Origin of the sequence: Geodermatophilus bullaregiensis (assembly GCF_016907675.1) — a bacterium.
GTDB lineage: Bacteria > Actinomycetota > Actinomycetes > Mycobacteriales > Geodermatophilaceae > Geodermatophilus > Geodermatophilus bullaregiensis.
The window spans coordinates 2145060-2160608 of sequence record NZ_JAFBCJ010000001.1 but is presented as its reverse complement, the minus strand read 5'-3'; the positions used below and the strand labels follow the sequence as shown (position 1 = coordinate 2160608).

Here is a 15549-nt window from a genome sequence, read left to right as displayed (position 1 = left end):
GCGGGGGATGTCCTGCCCCTTATGAATGAAGGTCCGCCCGACGCCGTCGTACGGTGCCCCTCTGTCGGACTTGCAGTCGATAGGTACCCCCCTCTGTTCGCTTCCCTAGCCGCCCATGAGCAGCCGCAGACTACGGGCCGCGCCGTCGGCTAGGGTCAAAACGTCTGGACGCTCGCTGAATAGAGTCCGTAATGCTTCTCGCGCATACTGGAGTGCGGCGTTGGCCTGTTCGCCAAGAAGTTTCTCGTCCGGCTTGCCTCCATGCACGATCTTGCTGCGATCGTCGTAGAGGGCTTTCAGCTTGAGCCGCAACTCTTCGCGCTCGGTAGGCTCGCTCCTCAGTAGCCACGCCATTGCCGCAGAAATGCGCAGACGTGGTTCGCCCTGGGAGGTTCCGAAGAGGTTCTCCCATACGATTACCGAATCCACGAGGCGATCGGCCATGTCCGTCCGCGAGTTTGCAGCGCTAAGAATTCGCCGGACGGCGATGTCGATTCGAGGCGTCCAAGATGACTCGACCAGTTCCGCCCATCGCGCCACCTCGGCACATTCATCCGACGTTAGCTCGTGAGGCATGAAGCCCGGGAGCGATCGCGGATCCGACCAACTCATGCTGGGACCGTGGCCATAGGGGTCGCCAATCCAGGTCCACGCCAGTTTCGCCGTGATCCAGCTACCTATTGGACGATCGGTTGCTAGCAAGACGGCCAGCTGCACGCCTTCGAGGCGTCGGCGGAAGACATCGGCTCCCTTAATGTTTGGCCAAGGGGGAGGCTCGTTATCCCAGTCAGGGCTCTTTGTGGGGAGAATGGTGTATGGCAAATCGGTGTCGAGTGTCATCTCGCCGGCGTATGAGACCTTGACCTCGGTGCCATCATGCTGGGTCCCGACTACGTCGCCTTCCAGCGATGCAGGGGCATGGCTCCGTTCCCAGTCACGAACGGGGCGGAGGGCTCCCCACGGGGTGGTGATGGATTGGCCATCCCGCGTTGTGAAGCCAGTGAACACCATCCGGGCGGGAATGGCTGGTTGCTGCCCCTTGATGCCCTGTCGGAGCACCTTCAGATTGTGACGGACCAGTGCCGTGAGGGAGTGGAGACTCGGTTCTTCTGTCGTCATCCCCAATGCGCCCCAGGCGGACGCGATGATCATCTCGCCGAACATGACGTCCTGAACTCCGCCCCCGCGACCGAGGCTGCTGTAGAAGAAGCCGCGGCGACCTATTCCCTGATCGTCCTCAGGAAACAATCTCGCTAGGGTTGCATCGGCCTGGATTGCCGTCTGCAACTCTAGTTGCTGGGGGTGATGGTATAGGGATAGTCGGGGCGTCGGCCAGAATGCGTCGGCGGGAGCGAGTAGTAGGGGGAAACTGTCGATGGTCATCTCGATCAGAGCGCTGACCACCGGGTCATCGGAACTATCTGGTAGTAGGTCACTAACATCGCCGCCAGCTGCGAGGTGCAGTGTCACGCCGATGCTCCGGCCGCGATCCGCGGTGGGGCGACTGAGAATCTCAAGAGCGAAACTTCGGGGGTAGTTGGGGTTAGTCGCCAACTGGGCCGCAACCTGTTGAGCTAGCGGAATTAGTTGGGCCAGGACTGCCTCGGCGCTGCTCGTAAGTGCGGCCGTGGTTTCTAGGCGCGCCCGCATGGTTGGGACGGTGGTTGCGCATAGGAATCCGAGTAGTGGAATGCCGAAAGTTTCAAAGAGTAGTGCTTCGTGGGGCCTCAACGGAGATGGGACAGCTGCTGCCTCGGGCACGCAGTGATCCTCGCCGAAGGAGTCGGGCCCCCGCGACAGGAAGAGCGGTCGGGGGGCCGGAGCAGAGTAGGAGTGACGGCGCGCAGTGCCGAAGAGGTGCTCCCAGGCCGCCAGTCGACACCCCTTCGGTACCTCGTTGAGGCCCTCCACGGGGAGGTTCCCGCAGGGAGCCCATACGCGCGCGGCCGGCGCGGATCGTCTCAATCCCCCTGTAACCCCCCGGATTCGGCATGAATCAGGATGAACCTGCCTGAGGGCTGGAGGGCAATACGTGCAGCTCAGCGTGCTTGCGAGGAGTGCGCATGATGTTGCGTGATTGGATGCCCTTTAATCCGCGGGTTGTGGGTTCGATCCCCACGGGGCCCACCGCATGTGATGTCGCAGGACATCGCGGACGCCCGAACCCACGGATGGTGGTTCGGGCGTTGTCATTACCGGTGGGGCTCGGTGGCCGTCGGGTGGGCCGTGCTCGCGAGTGGGATCGAATGCGTTGCAACGCTCGATCTCGGGTCGAGAAGACAGCTGAGCGTCCCTACAGCGGTGCCGCCGAGGAGCAGAACGACGGTGAGACGACGATTGGCCGCGTTGCCAAGCCGATGGAGCGACGACCTCGTCCTAGGTCTTTCGGACGGCCGTGGTGACGACGTCGCGTCGGCGGAAAGCGGCCAACGTCCAGTCGAGATCTCGCTCGGAGACGGGACCGCGCCTCACACGCCTGCTCGGCTCGCCCGGCACCAACCCATGGGCGGTGAGCTCGCGAGGGCCGTGGTGCATGAGTGGCGACAGAAGGGCGCTGGGCGGTCACCGGTGGGGCACGGCGTGGCTGTCCTGCCGGGAGTGCGGCCGTGATGGGGGCGCGCACGGTCCTGCCGGTTCGTCACCGCTGCGTCATCAACGGTACGCGTGACGCAGCGGTGACGGTCGACGCGCTACACCTCGTCGCGCGTGGTCCAGCAGGGAGGGATCGGTTGACCGACGCCGCGGTACGAGACGACCTGCTCGTGCTCAACGGGATCGACGTCGACACGGGTGACTACCTCACGCCGAAGGTCTCCGTAGCCGACGTGGCCGGTGTGCTGCGGGCTGATACCGGGCCGGCACCGGGTATGCGCGAGCTCCGGCGACGCCGGCAGGACGACGAGGACCACTTCGGGGTCGTGTACGGGCGGGATCCCCAGGACCTGGCCTCGGTGGGTTGGGGCGTGGTCGTCCCGCCGGACCTCGACCCTGCGGTGCTCGAGGCCCTCGAGCCCCTACTGCGGCTCCGGGAGGAGCAGGCCGGCGACCTGTTTCGGCGCCTCGAGTTGCGCCCCGGGGAGGACAAGGACGACTTCCTCGCCCGACACGGCACCGGACCGTCCGTCGTCGACCCCCGCAAGGTCCCGTACTACCTGATGCTGCTGGGCTCCCCGGACCAGGTGCCCTTCGACGTCCAGTACCAGCTGGGCGTGTCCTACGCCGTCGGGCGCGCCGACCTGGCGGACCCCGAGGCCTACGCCGCCTACGCGGCGACCGTGGTGGCAGCCGAGCGGAGCCTGCCCACCCCGGCCGAGGGCGGGCCCTCGCCCGCCGCACACCGGCTTCACCTGTTCGCCACCCGGCATCCGGGGGACACTCCCACAGCGCTGAGCGCCTCGCGGCTCGTGGAGCCTCTGCACGGGGAGCTGCAGGAGACGGCGCACCGCTGGGAGGTCAGCACCGACGTCGGCGCCGGCGCGACGCGCACCCGGTTGGAGGACCTCCTGACCGGCCCGCAGGCTCCGGACCTGCTGTTCACGGCCAGCCACGGCGTGGGTGGGAGGTCGGCGCACCGCGACCTGGCGGGGGCGCTGCTCTGTCAGGACTGGCCGGGTCCCCTCGCCGCTCGGGGTCCCCTCGACGAGGGGCAGTACCTCGCCGCCCACCACCTGCCGGTGCACTCGCGGGTCGGACCGAAGGTGGTGTTCTCCTTCGCTTGCTTTGGGGCTGGCACACCGCAGGTATCCGACTATCCGGGTGGCCCTGACAGTGACGCGGAGCTGGCCGCCGCCGGGTTCACCGCGCGACTCCCGCAGCGGCTGCTGGGCGCGCCCGCCGGCGGAGCCCTGGCCTTCGTCGGGCACGTGGACCGGGCCTGGAGCTGCTCGTTCCTGTGGAAGGGGCTGGCCGCTCAGGTCACCCCCTTTCAGAGCACTCTGCTGGCCCTGATGGACGGTGCCCGGCTGGGATCGGCGATGGAGAGCCTGACCTCCCGGTACGCCGAGATCGCCACCGAGCTCACCCGCCGGATGGACGGGTTCCGTAAGTACGGCAAGCGCATCGACGACGCCGACCTGGTCGGCCTGTGGACGGCCACGCACGACGCCCGCGCTTACGTGGTGCTCGGTGACCCCGCGGTCCGGGTGGCACCTCGCGGCAGCGCCGGGCTGATCATGGGATGACGGAACGGAGGACCTCATGGGAGCCGAGCCGGTGCCAGGACGCGCGGACCGCTACCACCTGGTGGCCTTCGACGCCGCCGGGAACGAGCGGCCCGAGGCCGGCAGTCCGTACAGCCGGGAGCTCGCCGCGCTGCTCGCACGCGAGGCGCCGACGGACGTCTTCGTCCTCAGCCATGGGTGGAACGGCGACATGCCTGCCGCCCGTCGCCAGTACGGCGCCTGGATCGCGGCCATGGCCGAGTGTCCCGAGGACCGGGCTGCGGCCGAGGCGCGACCCGGTGGCTTTTGCCCGGCCGTCGTCGGCATCCACTGGCCGAGCAAGGCGTGGGGCGACGAGGACCTCGGCTCGACGTCCCACGCCCTCCCTGCGGACGTCAGTACGCCCGAGGCCGGGCAGGGCGACGGGGTGACCCGATTGCTGAACTCGTCGGCGACCGCCCTCGGCGACACGCCCATCATCCGGGACTCGGTGTGCACGATCGTGGACTCGGCGCTCGATGATCCCGTCCCGGTCGCTTTGCCCGCGCGAGTGCGCGAGGCGTACCAGCAACTGGACGCGGAGCTGGGACTGGGCGCCGCCGGCGAGGGCGCCTCGCCCGGGGACGACCGCGCCTCCTTCGACCCGGAGGCGGTCTACCAGGCCTGCCTCGTGGAAGAACTGGCGTCCTTCGGCGGCACCTCACTCGGTGGCCTGCTCGCACCGCTGCGGGTACTGACCTTCTGGCACATGAAGCGACGGGCCCGAGACGTGGGCGTCGCCGGCGTGGCCACCCTGCTCACGCGCCTGCAAGACGCAGCCCCGGGGGCGCGCTTCCACCTCATGGGCCACAGCTTCGGCTGCATCGTCGTCTCCTCGGCCGTGGCCGGGCGCGGGCCGGCGGGACGCCGTCCGGTCTTCTCCTTAGCGCTGGTACAGGGGGCGATGTCGCTGTGGTCCTTCTGCTCGACCATCCCCTCTGCACCGGAGCGGCCGGGCTACTTCCACCGCGTACTCGCCGATGGGCTAATCACAGGGCCCATAGTGGTGACCACCTCGGTCCACGACCGCGCGGTGCGCACCTTCTACCCGCTCGGGGCGGGTTCGCGGAGCCAGGTCGACTACCTGCCGGATCAGCTGCCGACCTACGGCGCCATCGGCACCTTCGGCGTGCGCGGACCCGGCATCGAGGTCGTGGACGACGACCTGCGGCCGATCGACGAGCCCTACGACCTGGAGCCCGGTGTCGTACACGACCTGCGCGGGGACGACGTCATCCGGGACAGCGCGGGTGTTATGGGTGCGCACAGCGACATCACCAAGCCACCGGTGGCCCACGCCGTGTGGCAGGCGGCGCTGGCCGCACCTCCTCCATGGGCTAGGTGTCGTGACTAGGGACGTTGTTGACAGTCGGCGTGGTGCCTTGATCGCGAAGGAGACCTCCGGAAGGAGTGGCGGTGCTTGACGTCGCCGTTTTCAACCGGAGGTCTCTGTGGCCCACGCTAATGCCCGCACGACCGTCTATGCCCGCAAGCTGATCGTCGACCGCGTCGGAGCCGGTCACCGGCCCGGCGAGGTGGCCAAGCAGCTGAGAGTGAGCCGACAGACGGTCGACAAGTGGCTCCGCCGCTACCGCGCCGAGGGCGAGGCCGGGCTGGCCGACCGCTCGTCCCGGCCGCATCGGATGCCCCGCCAGACCTCGCCGGAGACGACCGCGGCGATCGTGGCCGCGCGCACCGAGCACCATGCCGGCCCGGTTCGGCTGGCCGCGATCCTGGGCCTGGCAGCCTCCACCATCGGTGCGGTCCTCGCCCGCGCCGGCCGGCCCCGGCTGGCCGAGGTCGACCGGCTCACCGGCGAGCTGCTGCGCGGCCGGCGGCACAGCGACCGCCGGTATGAGCGCGCCCATCCCGGCGTTCTGCTGCACATCGACGTCAACAAGCTCGGCCGGATCCCCGCCGGCGGCGGCTGGCGGGTCCACGGCCGCTCGGAGGAGGTCCGCGGTCGCGGCCTGGGCTGGGACTACGTGCACGTCGCCGTCGACGAGCACACCCGGCTGGCCTACGCCGAGGTGCTGTCTGACCAGCGGGTGGTCACCTGTGCCGGTTTCTTGACCCGGGCGGCGGCCTGGTTCGCCGCCCGCGGCGTCATCGTGCGTCGGGTGCTGACCGACAACGCCAAGAGCTACCGAGTCGGGCGGGCCTGGATCGCCGTCTGCGCCCAGCTGGGCATCGGCCGCCGGTTCATCAAGCCCGGCCGGCCCGCGACCTTCGGCAACGCCGAGCGGTTCAACCGCACCCTGCAGACCGAGTGGGCCTACGCCACCGCCTGGACCAGCAACGACGAGCGCACCGCCGCCCTGGACAGCTGGCTGGAGCACTACAACACTGCCCGCAGCCACTCCGCCCTCGGAGGTCACCCGCCGGTCAGCCGCCTCGCCGCGTGAACAACCTGTCTGGTCACGACAGCTAGGGCCAGCATTAGCAGTCCTTAGCTAATCCGTAGGACCTGCAGTCCGCATCGGATAGGTCATAGACAATCTTGGACCTGACTAGGTCCAGGAGGTCGTCGTTATCCAGCGGCATGATGCTCCGGTGACCATTGGTGTGGAAGAGCGCAACATGCCTGCCGCCAGGCGTGAAGGTCGCGGCCACGGGCGCCGAGTCGGTGGGCACCGCCCGTGTCCGCTCCCCCGTATCAGGATGGGAGAGGACCGCCTGCTGGTCTAGGCCCGCGGTCAGTACCTCACCGGCCGGGCCGATGACGACGTACCGGACAGCACCCGAGTGCACCGGCTCCAGCCACGTGAGATCACCGCTCCCGGCGTCGAAGGAGGCGACCCGCCCACTCGAAGTCCCCAGGGCGACGTCCTGCCCGTCATGAGTAAACATGGCATCGTTCACGTATTCCCATGTGGCATCCGAGATTTCGTGCTCGGCCGCTGTCTCCAGCCGGAGTTCCACAGGCTCCCCCGGCCCAGGCAATGGCAGCACGACCGCAACCGGCTGCGCGTTCCCCGGGGACGACGGGTCCTGCGACACGGGGTCGAGGGTCGCGAGGACGCGTGAACCGTTGGGGGCGACTCTGACCTGGGCGATGGAGCGGTTCGGGTCGTCCATCACGACGTCCAACTCCGCGCCGGTGCCGGCGTCCCACCTAACCAGTCTCCCGTCCCACCCCCCGGTGATGATTGCGGCGCCGTCGGGAGTGAATGCCAGATCACTCATTGAAAAGTCGTCCGGTCCCAGGACCACCACCTCGCGGCCCGTCTCCACGTCCCAGACGTGCACCCGCCCGTCCTCGGTGATGCCTGCCACTTGGCGGCCGTCCGGGTCGGCCGCCAGTGCGGAGACGAGGTGTCCCTCCGCGCCGGAGATGACGTGGTGGCCGCCTCGGGCATCCCACGCGCTGAGGGTCCCGTCCGCCGCGATGGTGAACGTCTGCTCACTCGTCACGACGAGGGTGAACGCAGCCTGCGCACCCGCGTCATTGACGCCCGTGGGCCGGAGCTGCCAGAACGCCGGGTCACTGTCCTGGGACAGCACCAGGACCGCGCTGGGATCGGTGACGTCGAAACTGGCCTGCGTGAGCGCCGCCCCCGGGACGGTCGCCTGCGCGACCAGCCGACCCGTGGCGGCGTCGTGCACCGTCAGCTGACCGTCGGCCTGGAATGTCAAAGTCCGGGAGAGGTCCGCATCGAGCGTCCGGTACAGCGCGTTTGCGGCCGCGGGGTCCGGGGCCTCGGGGAAGGGCTCGTGCAGGGGACGCCTCGAAGCCACGTCCCAGACGGTGACCGTCTGGTCGGACGTGATCGTCCCCAGGGTCTGCCCGTATGGGCCGACCGTGACCTCCGAAGCGCCCGAGGGGAGTGGAACCCGGCCGATCTCGTCCCCGGTGGCAGCGTCCCAGAGGACGGCGGAGGGGGCGTCACTGACGGTGGCTAGAGTCCGGCCGTCGGGGCTGAACGCGGCGTCGTTTGCGCTCGTGGAACCCTTGTCGGCAACCGCGAAGAGCGGGGTGCCTGCGCGGTCCCACACCTGGACCTGCTCGTCGTAGCCGATCGTAACCACCTTGGTCCCGTCCGGCGAGACGAGCACATTCCATAGGAGACCGGTGCTCTCGTCCCATCGCTCGATGCCGCCCGAGGCCACGTCCCAGACGAGGATGCTGCCGCCGACGAAGCCGGCGACCACGGTGAGCCCGTCGGAGCTGATGTCTACAGCGAAGACATCCGAGGCGTCCGAAAGGGGTAGTCGTTCTTCAGCCTCCCCTGTTGTTCTGTCCCAGATCTGGAGGGCCTCCACTCCCGCAGTCACCACGGTCGTGCCGTCCCGGGACAGCGATGCTGAGAGCGCCGGCCCCTGTCCGCGCAATGCCATCGAGACCGGGGATGCGGAGGCGGTCTCGTACAGGAGGTCGCGAATCGGCTCGTCGAGGCCGTCAGACCTGGACTCGTCGGCCGCGAACGCCGCTGTGTCGGCTGCGACCGCCGCTAGAGGCACCGCTCGCTGTTGATTCCGGGCGAGGTCACGATGCACGCCTGACAGCAATTGATAGATCGTCTCCTGAGCCTGGACTCGACTCTCAGCCTGGCGCGACTGAACGAGGAAGTAGCCCGCGGCGACGGCCAGCAACGTCGTCACAGCGACCACGATCTTCAGTCGCCGCGCGGAGCGATGCAGCGCCGCCGCGGTCCGTCGCTCGAGACGAACCTGCTCGTCGGCCCGCCGGGACGCTTGGATGAACTCCTGCTGTCGGCGTGTGAGGGCGCCTGTCCGGACAACTTCGTCCTGCTCGGCCAGGGCGAGGTCCGTGCCGAGAAGCAGCAGGCGATCAGGCCGGCCCTCCTGGTCCCAGAGCACAGTCGCCCGCTCCAGAGAGGAGAGGTGCTGGGCGCGCCAGGCGGCGTTGTCGCGCCGGACGGGTTCGATCAACCGGTCGTGCGCTAGCTCGTACCAGGTGGCCTGCCGGCGGCTCTCCGCACGGACGAGGTGGGCGTCGAGAAGTTCACCCAGGAGGCGGTGTCCGGCCTCCGTGGAGGGCTCGGGACCCTGCAGCACCTGGCTCCGTAGTCCCTGTGGGGTGATGAGGCGCTCCTCGAACCAGTCCCGGATGACCCGCTCGGGCACCCCGGTCTGTTCCGCGGCGGCGAGGACGCGCTCGGCGTAGTAGTCGCCCAGCGCCTGGTCCACTCGCCCCAAGGCCTCGACGTCGCCACGCGTGATCTCACTGGCGTCGTGGGGCAGCATCGACCACAACAGGTGGCAGGCGACCTGCAGTTGGACCGGCTCGACATAGGAGCCCAGCGCCTCGGTGACACCACCCGGCCGCTGCACACGTACGGTCCGCAGGTCGTCCACCAGCTGCCGAGCAGCCTCCTCGGTAAAGTTGACGCCCGTGTCCTGCGCGGGGCGGCGCATCGCCTCGAGCGCCTCGTCCACGGACAGCAGGTCCAGCCGGAACGTCGTCCGCAGTCGCGTGGGGACGTGGTGCAGGTACGGGTCCAGGGCGGCGAGGAAGTCCTCCCGCATGGAGAACAGCGCCCAGTAGCCCCGGTCGCGGAGTGCCTCGCCCAGTTGCCGGAAGAACTCGTGCTTGGCCGCCTCGTCGGTAGGATCGGCGGTGAGCACCTCCTCGAACTGGTCGAAGAGCAGCACCTCGTTGTCAGGCAGGCCGTCGCGGTCGGCGTAGGCCTCCAGGTATTGGCGCAGCGTCAGTGTGGCCAGCTCGGCGACCGGGCGCTGGGTCTCTGGCGGAAGCCCCTCCTCGAGGGAAAGCAGCACGCTCATCACGTAGCGGTTGCGGGGCGCCGGCAGTCCAGGTCGCGGCTCCAGCGTGTGTGTGACGCGGATCACCGGCAGGACCTCGAAGCCGTCGTCCCGCAGCGCCGGTACGAGGGCGGCCTGAATCAGCGACGTCTTCCCGGCTCCGGACGGGGAGTATAGCAGGACGATCCGTTCCGCCACGAGCAGGTCGACCAGGTCCTCCCGCTCACGGTCGCGTCCGTAGAGCGCGTCGCCGAGACGGAACGACGTCGGGCCGACGTAGGGGTTGCTGACGCGCTGGGGCGTGTCGGTGGAGGTCATCTCCGGGCACCCCAGGCGTCATTCAACTCCTTGACGAAGTGTTCGGTGCTGCCCCAGTACAGGGAGACGCGGGCGCTGCTGAAGTAGTTCTCCAGGTACTTCCGGGCACGTCCCGCGTCGATCGTGGTCCCCTCCTCGGGGTCAATCTGGACGGCCACGTGGGTGTACTCGTCGCGCCGCCGGCCCCCCTCCGACCGCATCAGGCTGCGGTACAGGACCCGGAAGTCCCACTCGTCGAGGCGGAACCCCACGAACATGAGGGCCGAGTCCGACAGCCGCCGTCGCACGGGCTTCGGCACGAGGTCCTGGTTGCGGGTGATGCCGATGAGGAAGTCGAAATAGTTGTCCTCGGTAAGCACGAGGGACTCGGGTTCGTCGAACGTTCCGAGCAAGTGGTAGATCAGCGGGCGATTCGGGGTGGGCCGGTATCCCGGCTCCCGCTCGAACACCGACTCGGGCCAGTCGGTGTCCTCGTGCCAGCGACAGAGTTCCACCTCCGGTTCCCGGCCGGCGTTGCGTAAGGCCCTGGCCAGCAGGCGCGAGGGCTGGGTCGTGACGTACACCGGTGCGGGCAGCTGGGCCAGCGCTGAGTAGGGGTCGACCTCCTCGCGCTGATGGCGGGCCTCCCAGGCCGCCGCAATGAGGTCCTCGAGCGGGGCGTCCTCGTCCAGCAGGTCCGCCGGCAGGTCGTCCCGGTATCGCTCCACCAGGGTCCGTCGCAGGTGGTTCTCGAGTTCCAGCCGGGGGAAGCGCCGGTTCTGGTTGATCGACAGGTACTGCGCGACCTGGGGAAGGCTCTCCCGGTTGTAGGGCGCCATGGGGAATCGGTAGCTCCGGGCCCAATTCATGGCGATCTCCTGGCGGGTCCCGAGCAGCGCGTCGCTGATTCCCGGGCCGATGATCGGGGTGCACTTCCCGACCTTGAAGTCGGTGATTAGCGAGGGCCACTTGTCGAACCGCTCACCACTGGGGGCGATGCCCGGCGTGTACCACAGTCGTCCGCTCTTCAGTCGCATGAACAGCGTGGGCACCCACCAGTCGGCCCGGTCGCGCACGGCTGCCCGGGCCACTGCTGTTGCGCGGTCCACGAGCCCATCCGTATCCAGGCTCCGGAAGAAGGCCTTGGTGAAGGTGGCCGCGGTCGTCATGGAGATGTTCCCCTGCATCGCCACCACCGCGGGGACGCCGACCTCAGCCAGCCGGGGACCCAGCGCGGCCAGTACGCCGGCATCCTCGCTGCGGCGGTCCGCGCCCGCACCGGCGCTTTGGCAGGACGCCAGGAACACCAAGCGAGGCAGGCGAGGTAGGTCACGCAACCGGCTGATCAGCTCGCTGCCCAGTAGTGGGGCGGTGTTGCCTTGGTCGTCGATGAGCAGCAGCACCGGCTCGTCGTTGACGACGTAGCCGTGACAGACCAGATAGAGGACGTCGTACCCGTGACGGATCTGGCCGAGCATGTTCTCGGCGGTTGGAGCGGCAATCCCGGGAAGCGTCCTCAGCTCCAAGGAGGCCAGCCCCTCCCTGGCACGGGCGACTTCCTCGTCGACGCGCACGGGGGCCAGGGGGCGTCCGGCGTCGATCGAGCCGAGATCCGAGGGCCCTGCGACCACGGCGAGCGCCGTCAGGTCCGCCCGGGGCCGGACTCCCACGGGGCGCCAGTCCTGGCTGCTCAGGTATCGCGAGAACAGCACGTTCTCGTTCGTCAGCAGGGTCGAGCCGTCCGTGGGGTTGCGCAGCGTCTCCCACCTGACACCGTGCAGCGCGGTGGCGCTGCTGCCCATCACCAGGCGCACGCGCAGACGCACGCCCTGGCTCTGCGATGTCGCGACCGCCGTCTGGAAGGCAGTGCTCACCCCGTGGCCGAAGAGGCCGGAACCGAGCGCCAGGCCGTACTCCTCCTCGTCCTCGAGGGCGTCGAGCTCGTGCGGGTTGATCTTCGCCAGCAGCGGCCCGGACACACCCAATTGCGTCTCGGCGTCGGTGCGGGGCAACGAGAAGCGGAGCTCGACAGTCCAGGTCACCGCGTCGCGCCGGTGGAGGCCGATCTCGAGGTCGGCGTACTCGTCCGCTGCGTTCCGCAAACCCGTGAGGACGGTCATCCGCACCTGCCGAGACGCAACGAGCCCAACAGCGGTCGCGTCGAGCATCCTCCGCGAGCCGTCGTCGCAGAAGTACTCATGGTCCGTGACAGCGGGTAGCAGCCGACGCGACGCGTCGGCGATGCGCGTCGGAACGCAGCGACCGCGACCACGCGAGCTCCTCACCGAGTCACCCGACTCCGAGAGGTGTCGTCCGCGCGACTGCCTCCAACGGCCGGACTCCGAGCAGCCTCCCGAGACGGCGTCACGTCCCCGTCACCGCGACATCAACGGTGCCTCGCATGCGAGGTGGGCGTCGGGGTGAACGGGAGGGCTTGAGAGACAGGACATCGATGACGAGCACTTGCGCAGGAGCTGCGGACCGAGCCGACCAGCACGCTCCTGGTCGTGCGGCTTCCTCGGTCCCGATGGCGGTGTTCACGGCGCCGACGCGAGCAGCGGCGCCGCGAAGCCGCGGATCGCCTCGGCCAGGACGTCGTCGGGCACCCCGTGCCAGCTGCCGGGCAGCGTGCGGTGCTCGCCGTGCGGCAGGGCGGCGGCCACCCGCGCCGCCCAGCCGCCCAGCGGGCCGCTGCCGGTGTCGCTGGACAGCACCTGCGCCGGCACGCGAACTGCGGCCAGGAGGTCCTCGGACACCGCCCCCGTGCGGGACAGGGACATGTCGTAGACCAGCGTGGGGGCGATCCCGTCGAGGACCTCGAGCACGGTCTCCGGCTGCGCGGCGATCATCTCGGGCGGCATGCCGATGCCCCGGTGGAAGGCCTGCACCGCCTCGCGACGCCGTCCGCTGCGCACCAGCTGCGCCAGCTCGTCGATCTGCGCGGCGTCGGCGGTGGGGTCGCCGTCGAGGTCGAGCGGCGGCTCGAACATCGACAGCGCCCGGATCGGCGCCCCGGCCGCCACCGCGTGCAGCGCCAGCACCGCACCCGAGGACAGGGTGTGCACGGCCGCCGGTCGACCGGCGGCGTCGCCGGTCGCGTGAGCCAGCACCGCGGTGAGGTCGTCGACCTCGCGCTCGAGGGCCCAGGGAGGGGTGTCGGTGCTCTCGCCGCGGCCCCGGCGGTCGTAGGCCACGACCGTGAACGACGACGCGAGTCGCTGCGCCAGGGCCCGGGACGTGCCGAACGCCCGGTACATGGCCGCCCCGTCCACCAGCACCAGGACCGGTCCCGCGCCCACCCGCTCGAGTGCGATGCGCGTGCCGTCGGTCGACTCCACGAACTCGGTCGTCATGGCCTCGTCCCCTCCCGATCGTCCTCAGCGGGGTGGTGCCCCGCGTCCGATCCTGGAGTGGCCGGGCGGAGGCGATCAACGGCCGTCCACCGCTGGCAGCGAGTAGTAGCGTTCATCGGTGTGGCGCCACGTCGAGCTGCGCGAACTGCGGGTGTTCCTCGCGCTCGCCGAGGAGCTGCACTTCGGGCGCACCGCTGACCGGCTGGCGCTGACCCAGTCCCGGATCAGCCAGAGCCTGCGCGACCTCGAGCGGAAGCTGGGGCTCCAGCTGGTGGCCCGCACGAGCCGCCGTGTGGCCCTGACCCCGGCGGGGGTGCGGTTCCGCGAGGACGCCGGCCGCGCCCTGGCCGCCCTCGAGGACGTGCTGCGGGCAGCGCAGGAGACCGGCGAGCAGCTCGACGAGCCGGTGCGCATCGGCATCCTCAGCGCTGCCCAGATCACGCCGGTCCTGCGCGACGTCGTCGCCGCCTTCGAGGTCGCCCATCCGCGCGGCACCGTCGAGTTCGTGGGTCTGCCCTTCGCCGACCGCTTCGGCCCGCTGCGGAGTGGCGACGTGCAGCTCGTGGTCACCTCGCTGCCCATCGACCAGCCCGACCTCGCCGTCGGGCCGGTCCTGTCGCGGCACCGGAGGCTCCTCGCCGTCGGCCGCACCCATCCGCTGGCCGTCGGGCCCGACGTCTCGATCGAGGACCTCGCCGACCACCCCATCGGCGACCTCGCGGTCGCGGCCCCGCCCGAGCTCCTCGACGAGATGACGCCCCGGCAGACCCCGTCCGGCCGACCCGTCCGCCGCGCCGGTGCACCCATCCGCCACGAGTCCGAGCTCCTGCTCGCCGTCGCCGGCGGCACCGTCGTCCAGCCGGTGCTGGCGCCGTTCGCGGCGACGCTGCAGCACCCCGACGTCGTCTACCTGCCCATCCGCGACCTGCCGCCCAGCCGCAGCGTCCTCGTCTGGCGGCGCGCCGACCGCCACCGCGGACTGCACGCGTTCCTGCAGGTCGTCTCGGCGCGCGCCGGGCGACCGGCCGACCCGGCCGACTGACGCAGCGCCCGCCGGTGGGGCGGGCGCCGGCGGCGTCGGGCAGGACCCCGGTCCGGACGGTTCAGTGCAGCTCGTTGATGCGGATCAGGTTGCCGGCGGGGTCGCGGACGGCGCAGTCGCGGATCCCGTAGGGCTGCTGGGTCGGCTCCTGGACGACCTCGGCGCCGCCGGCCCGCAGCTGCTCGAAGGTCCCGTCGAGGTCCTTGGTGGCCAGGACGAGGATCGCGTAGGTGCCCTTGGCCATCATCTCGGTGATGGTGCGGCGCTCGTCGTCGGTGATGCCGGGGTCGACGGCCGGCGGGTGCAGCACGATCGAGGTGCCGGGCTGGTCGGGAGGGCCGACCGTGATCCAGCGCATCCCGCCGGAGCCGACGTCGTTGCGGACCTCGAAGCCGAGGGTGTCGCGGTAGAAGGCCAGAGCGGCGTCGGGGTCGTCCTGCGGGAGGAAGGTCGAGTGGATGGTGAGGTCCATGGCGATCACGCTAGGGACGCCCCGGGTGCCCGGGCTTCTCGATTCCTGACCGGTCTGGTCACCTGCTTCACCACGCACGGCGGCACCCCCGCCGTCCCGTCCGCCGCGAGGCGCCGGTAGGTGCTGGGCGGCACGCCGACCAGCTCGGTGAAGCGGGTGCTGAAGGTGCCCAGCGACGAGCAGCCCACCGCGAAGCAGACCTCGGTGACGCTGAGGTCGCCCCGACGCAGCAGTGCCATCGCACGCTCGATGCGCCGCGTCATCACGTAGGCGTACGGCGACTCGCCATAGGCGAGCCGGAAGGCGCGGCTGAGATGTCCGGCCGACACGTGCTCGCCGCGCGCGAGCGCCTCGACGTCCAGCGGCTGCGCGTACTCGCGGTCGATCCGGTCGCGGACGCGGCGCAGCCGCGCGAGGTCGCGCAGGTGCTGCGCCGCGGCGGTCCGGCTGGTCACCTGC

The 15549-nt window shown here is 69.8% G+C and carries 10 protein-coding genes; 4 read left to right on the top strand and 6 right to left on the bottom strand.

Translation table 11 applies throughout. From position 1 onward, the window contains the following. Window positions 1-105 precede the first annotated feature (105 nt). Complete coding sequence (locus tag JOD57_RS10185) at window positions 106-1470, bottom strand: HEPN domain-containing protein (RefSeq protein WP_204691927.1); 1365 nt, start codon at window positions 1468-1470, stop codon at window positions 106-108. 1259 nt (window positions 1471-2729) lie between these two features. Here JOD57_RS10185 and JOD57_RS10180 point away from each other — a divergent pair. The 3 genes from JOD57_RS10180 (at window position 2730) to JOD57_RS10170 (ending at window position 6604) form a co-directional block, all read left to right on the top strand. Then, window positions 2730-4181, top strand: a complete 1452-nt coding sequence (locus JOD57_RS10180) for a hypothetical protein (RefSeq protein WP_204691926.1) — start codon at window positions 2730-2732, stop codon at window positions 4179-4181. Window positions 4182-4212: 31 nt separating this feature from the next. Then, a complete protein-coding gene (locus JOD57_RS10175; RefSeq protein WP_204691925.1) occupies window positions 4213-5553 on the top strand; it encodes a hypothetical protein in 1341 nt (446 codons plus the stop codon). 97 nt (window positions 5554-5650) lie between these two features. After that, complete coding sequence (locus JOD57_RS10170) at window positions 5651-6604, top strand: IS481 family transposase (RefSeq protein WP_204691924.1); 954 nt, start codon at window positions 5651-5653, stop codon at window positions 6602-6604. Between the two features lie 34 nt (window positions 6605-6638). Here JOD57_RS10170 and JOD57_RS10165 read toward each other — a convergent pair whose 3' ends face one another. The 3 genes from JOD57_RS10165 to JOD57_RS10155 form a co-directional block, all read right to left on the bottom strand. Next, window positions 6639-10244, bottom strand: coding sequence for an AAA family ATPase (locus JOD57_RS10165; protein ID WP_204691923.1), 3606 nt, complete (start codon window positions 10242-10244; stop codon window positions 6639-6641). Then, a complete protein-coding gene (locus JOD57_RS10160) occupies window positions 10241-12343 on the bottom strand; it encodes a CHAT domain-containing protein (protein WP_239571039.1) in 2103 nt (700 codons plus the stop codon). Before JOD57_RS10160 ends, JOD57_RS10165 begins: the two co-directional genes overlap by 4 nt. A 417-nt stretch (window positions 12344-12760) precedes the next feature. Further along, window positions 12761-13576, bottom strand: coding sequence for an alpha/beta fold hydrolase (locus JOD57_RS10155; RefSeq protein ID WP_204691921.1), 816 nt, complete (start codon window positions 13574-13576; stop codon window positions 12761-12763). A gap of 118 nt (window positions 13577-13694) precedes the next feature. Here JOD57_RS10155 and JOD57_RS10150 point away from each other — a divergent pair, with 118 nt between their 5' ends. After that, window positions 13695-14618 (top strand): LysR family transcriptional regulator, encoded by a 924-nt coding sequence (locus tag JOD57_RS10150; protein WP_204691920.1) that lies wholly within the window; start codon window positions 13695-13697, stop codon window positions 14616-14618. Between the two features lie 61 nt (window positions 14619-14679). Here JOD57_RS10150 and JOD57_RS10145 read toward each other — a convergent pair whose 3' ends face one another. Continuing rightward, a complete protein-coding gene (locus JOD57_RS10145) occupies window positions 14680-15090 on the bottom strand; it encodes a VOC family protein (protein WP_204691919.1) in 411 nt (136 codons plus the stop codon). 5 nt (window positions 15091-15095) lie between these two features. Continuing rightward, a complete protein-coding gene (locus tag JOD57_RS10140) occupies window positions 15096-15545 on the bottom strand; it encodes a helix-turn-helix transcriptional regulator (protein ID WP_204691918.1) in 450 nt (149 codons plus the stop codon). Window positions 15546-15549 lie beyond the last annotated feature (4 nt).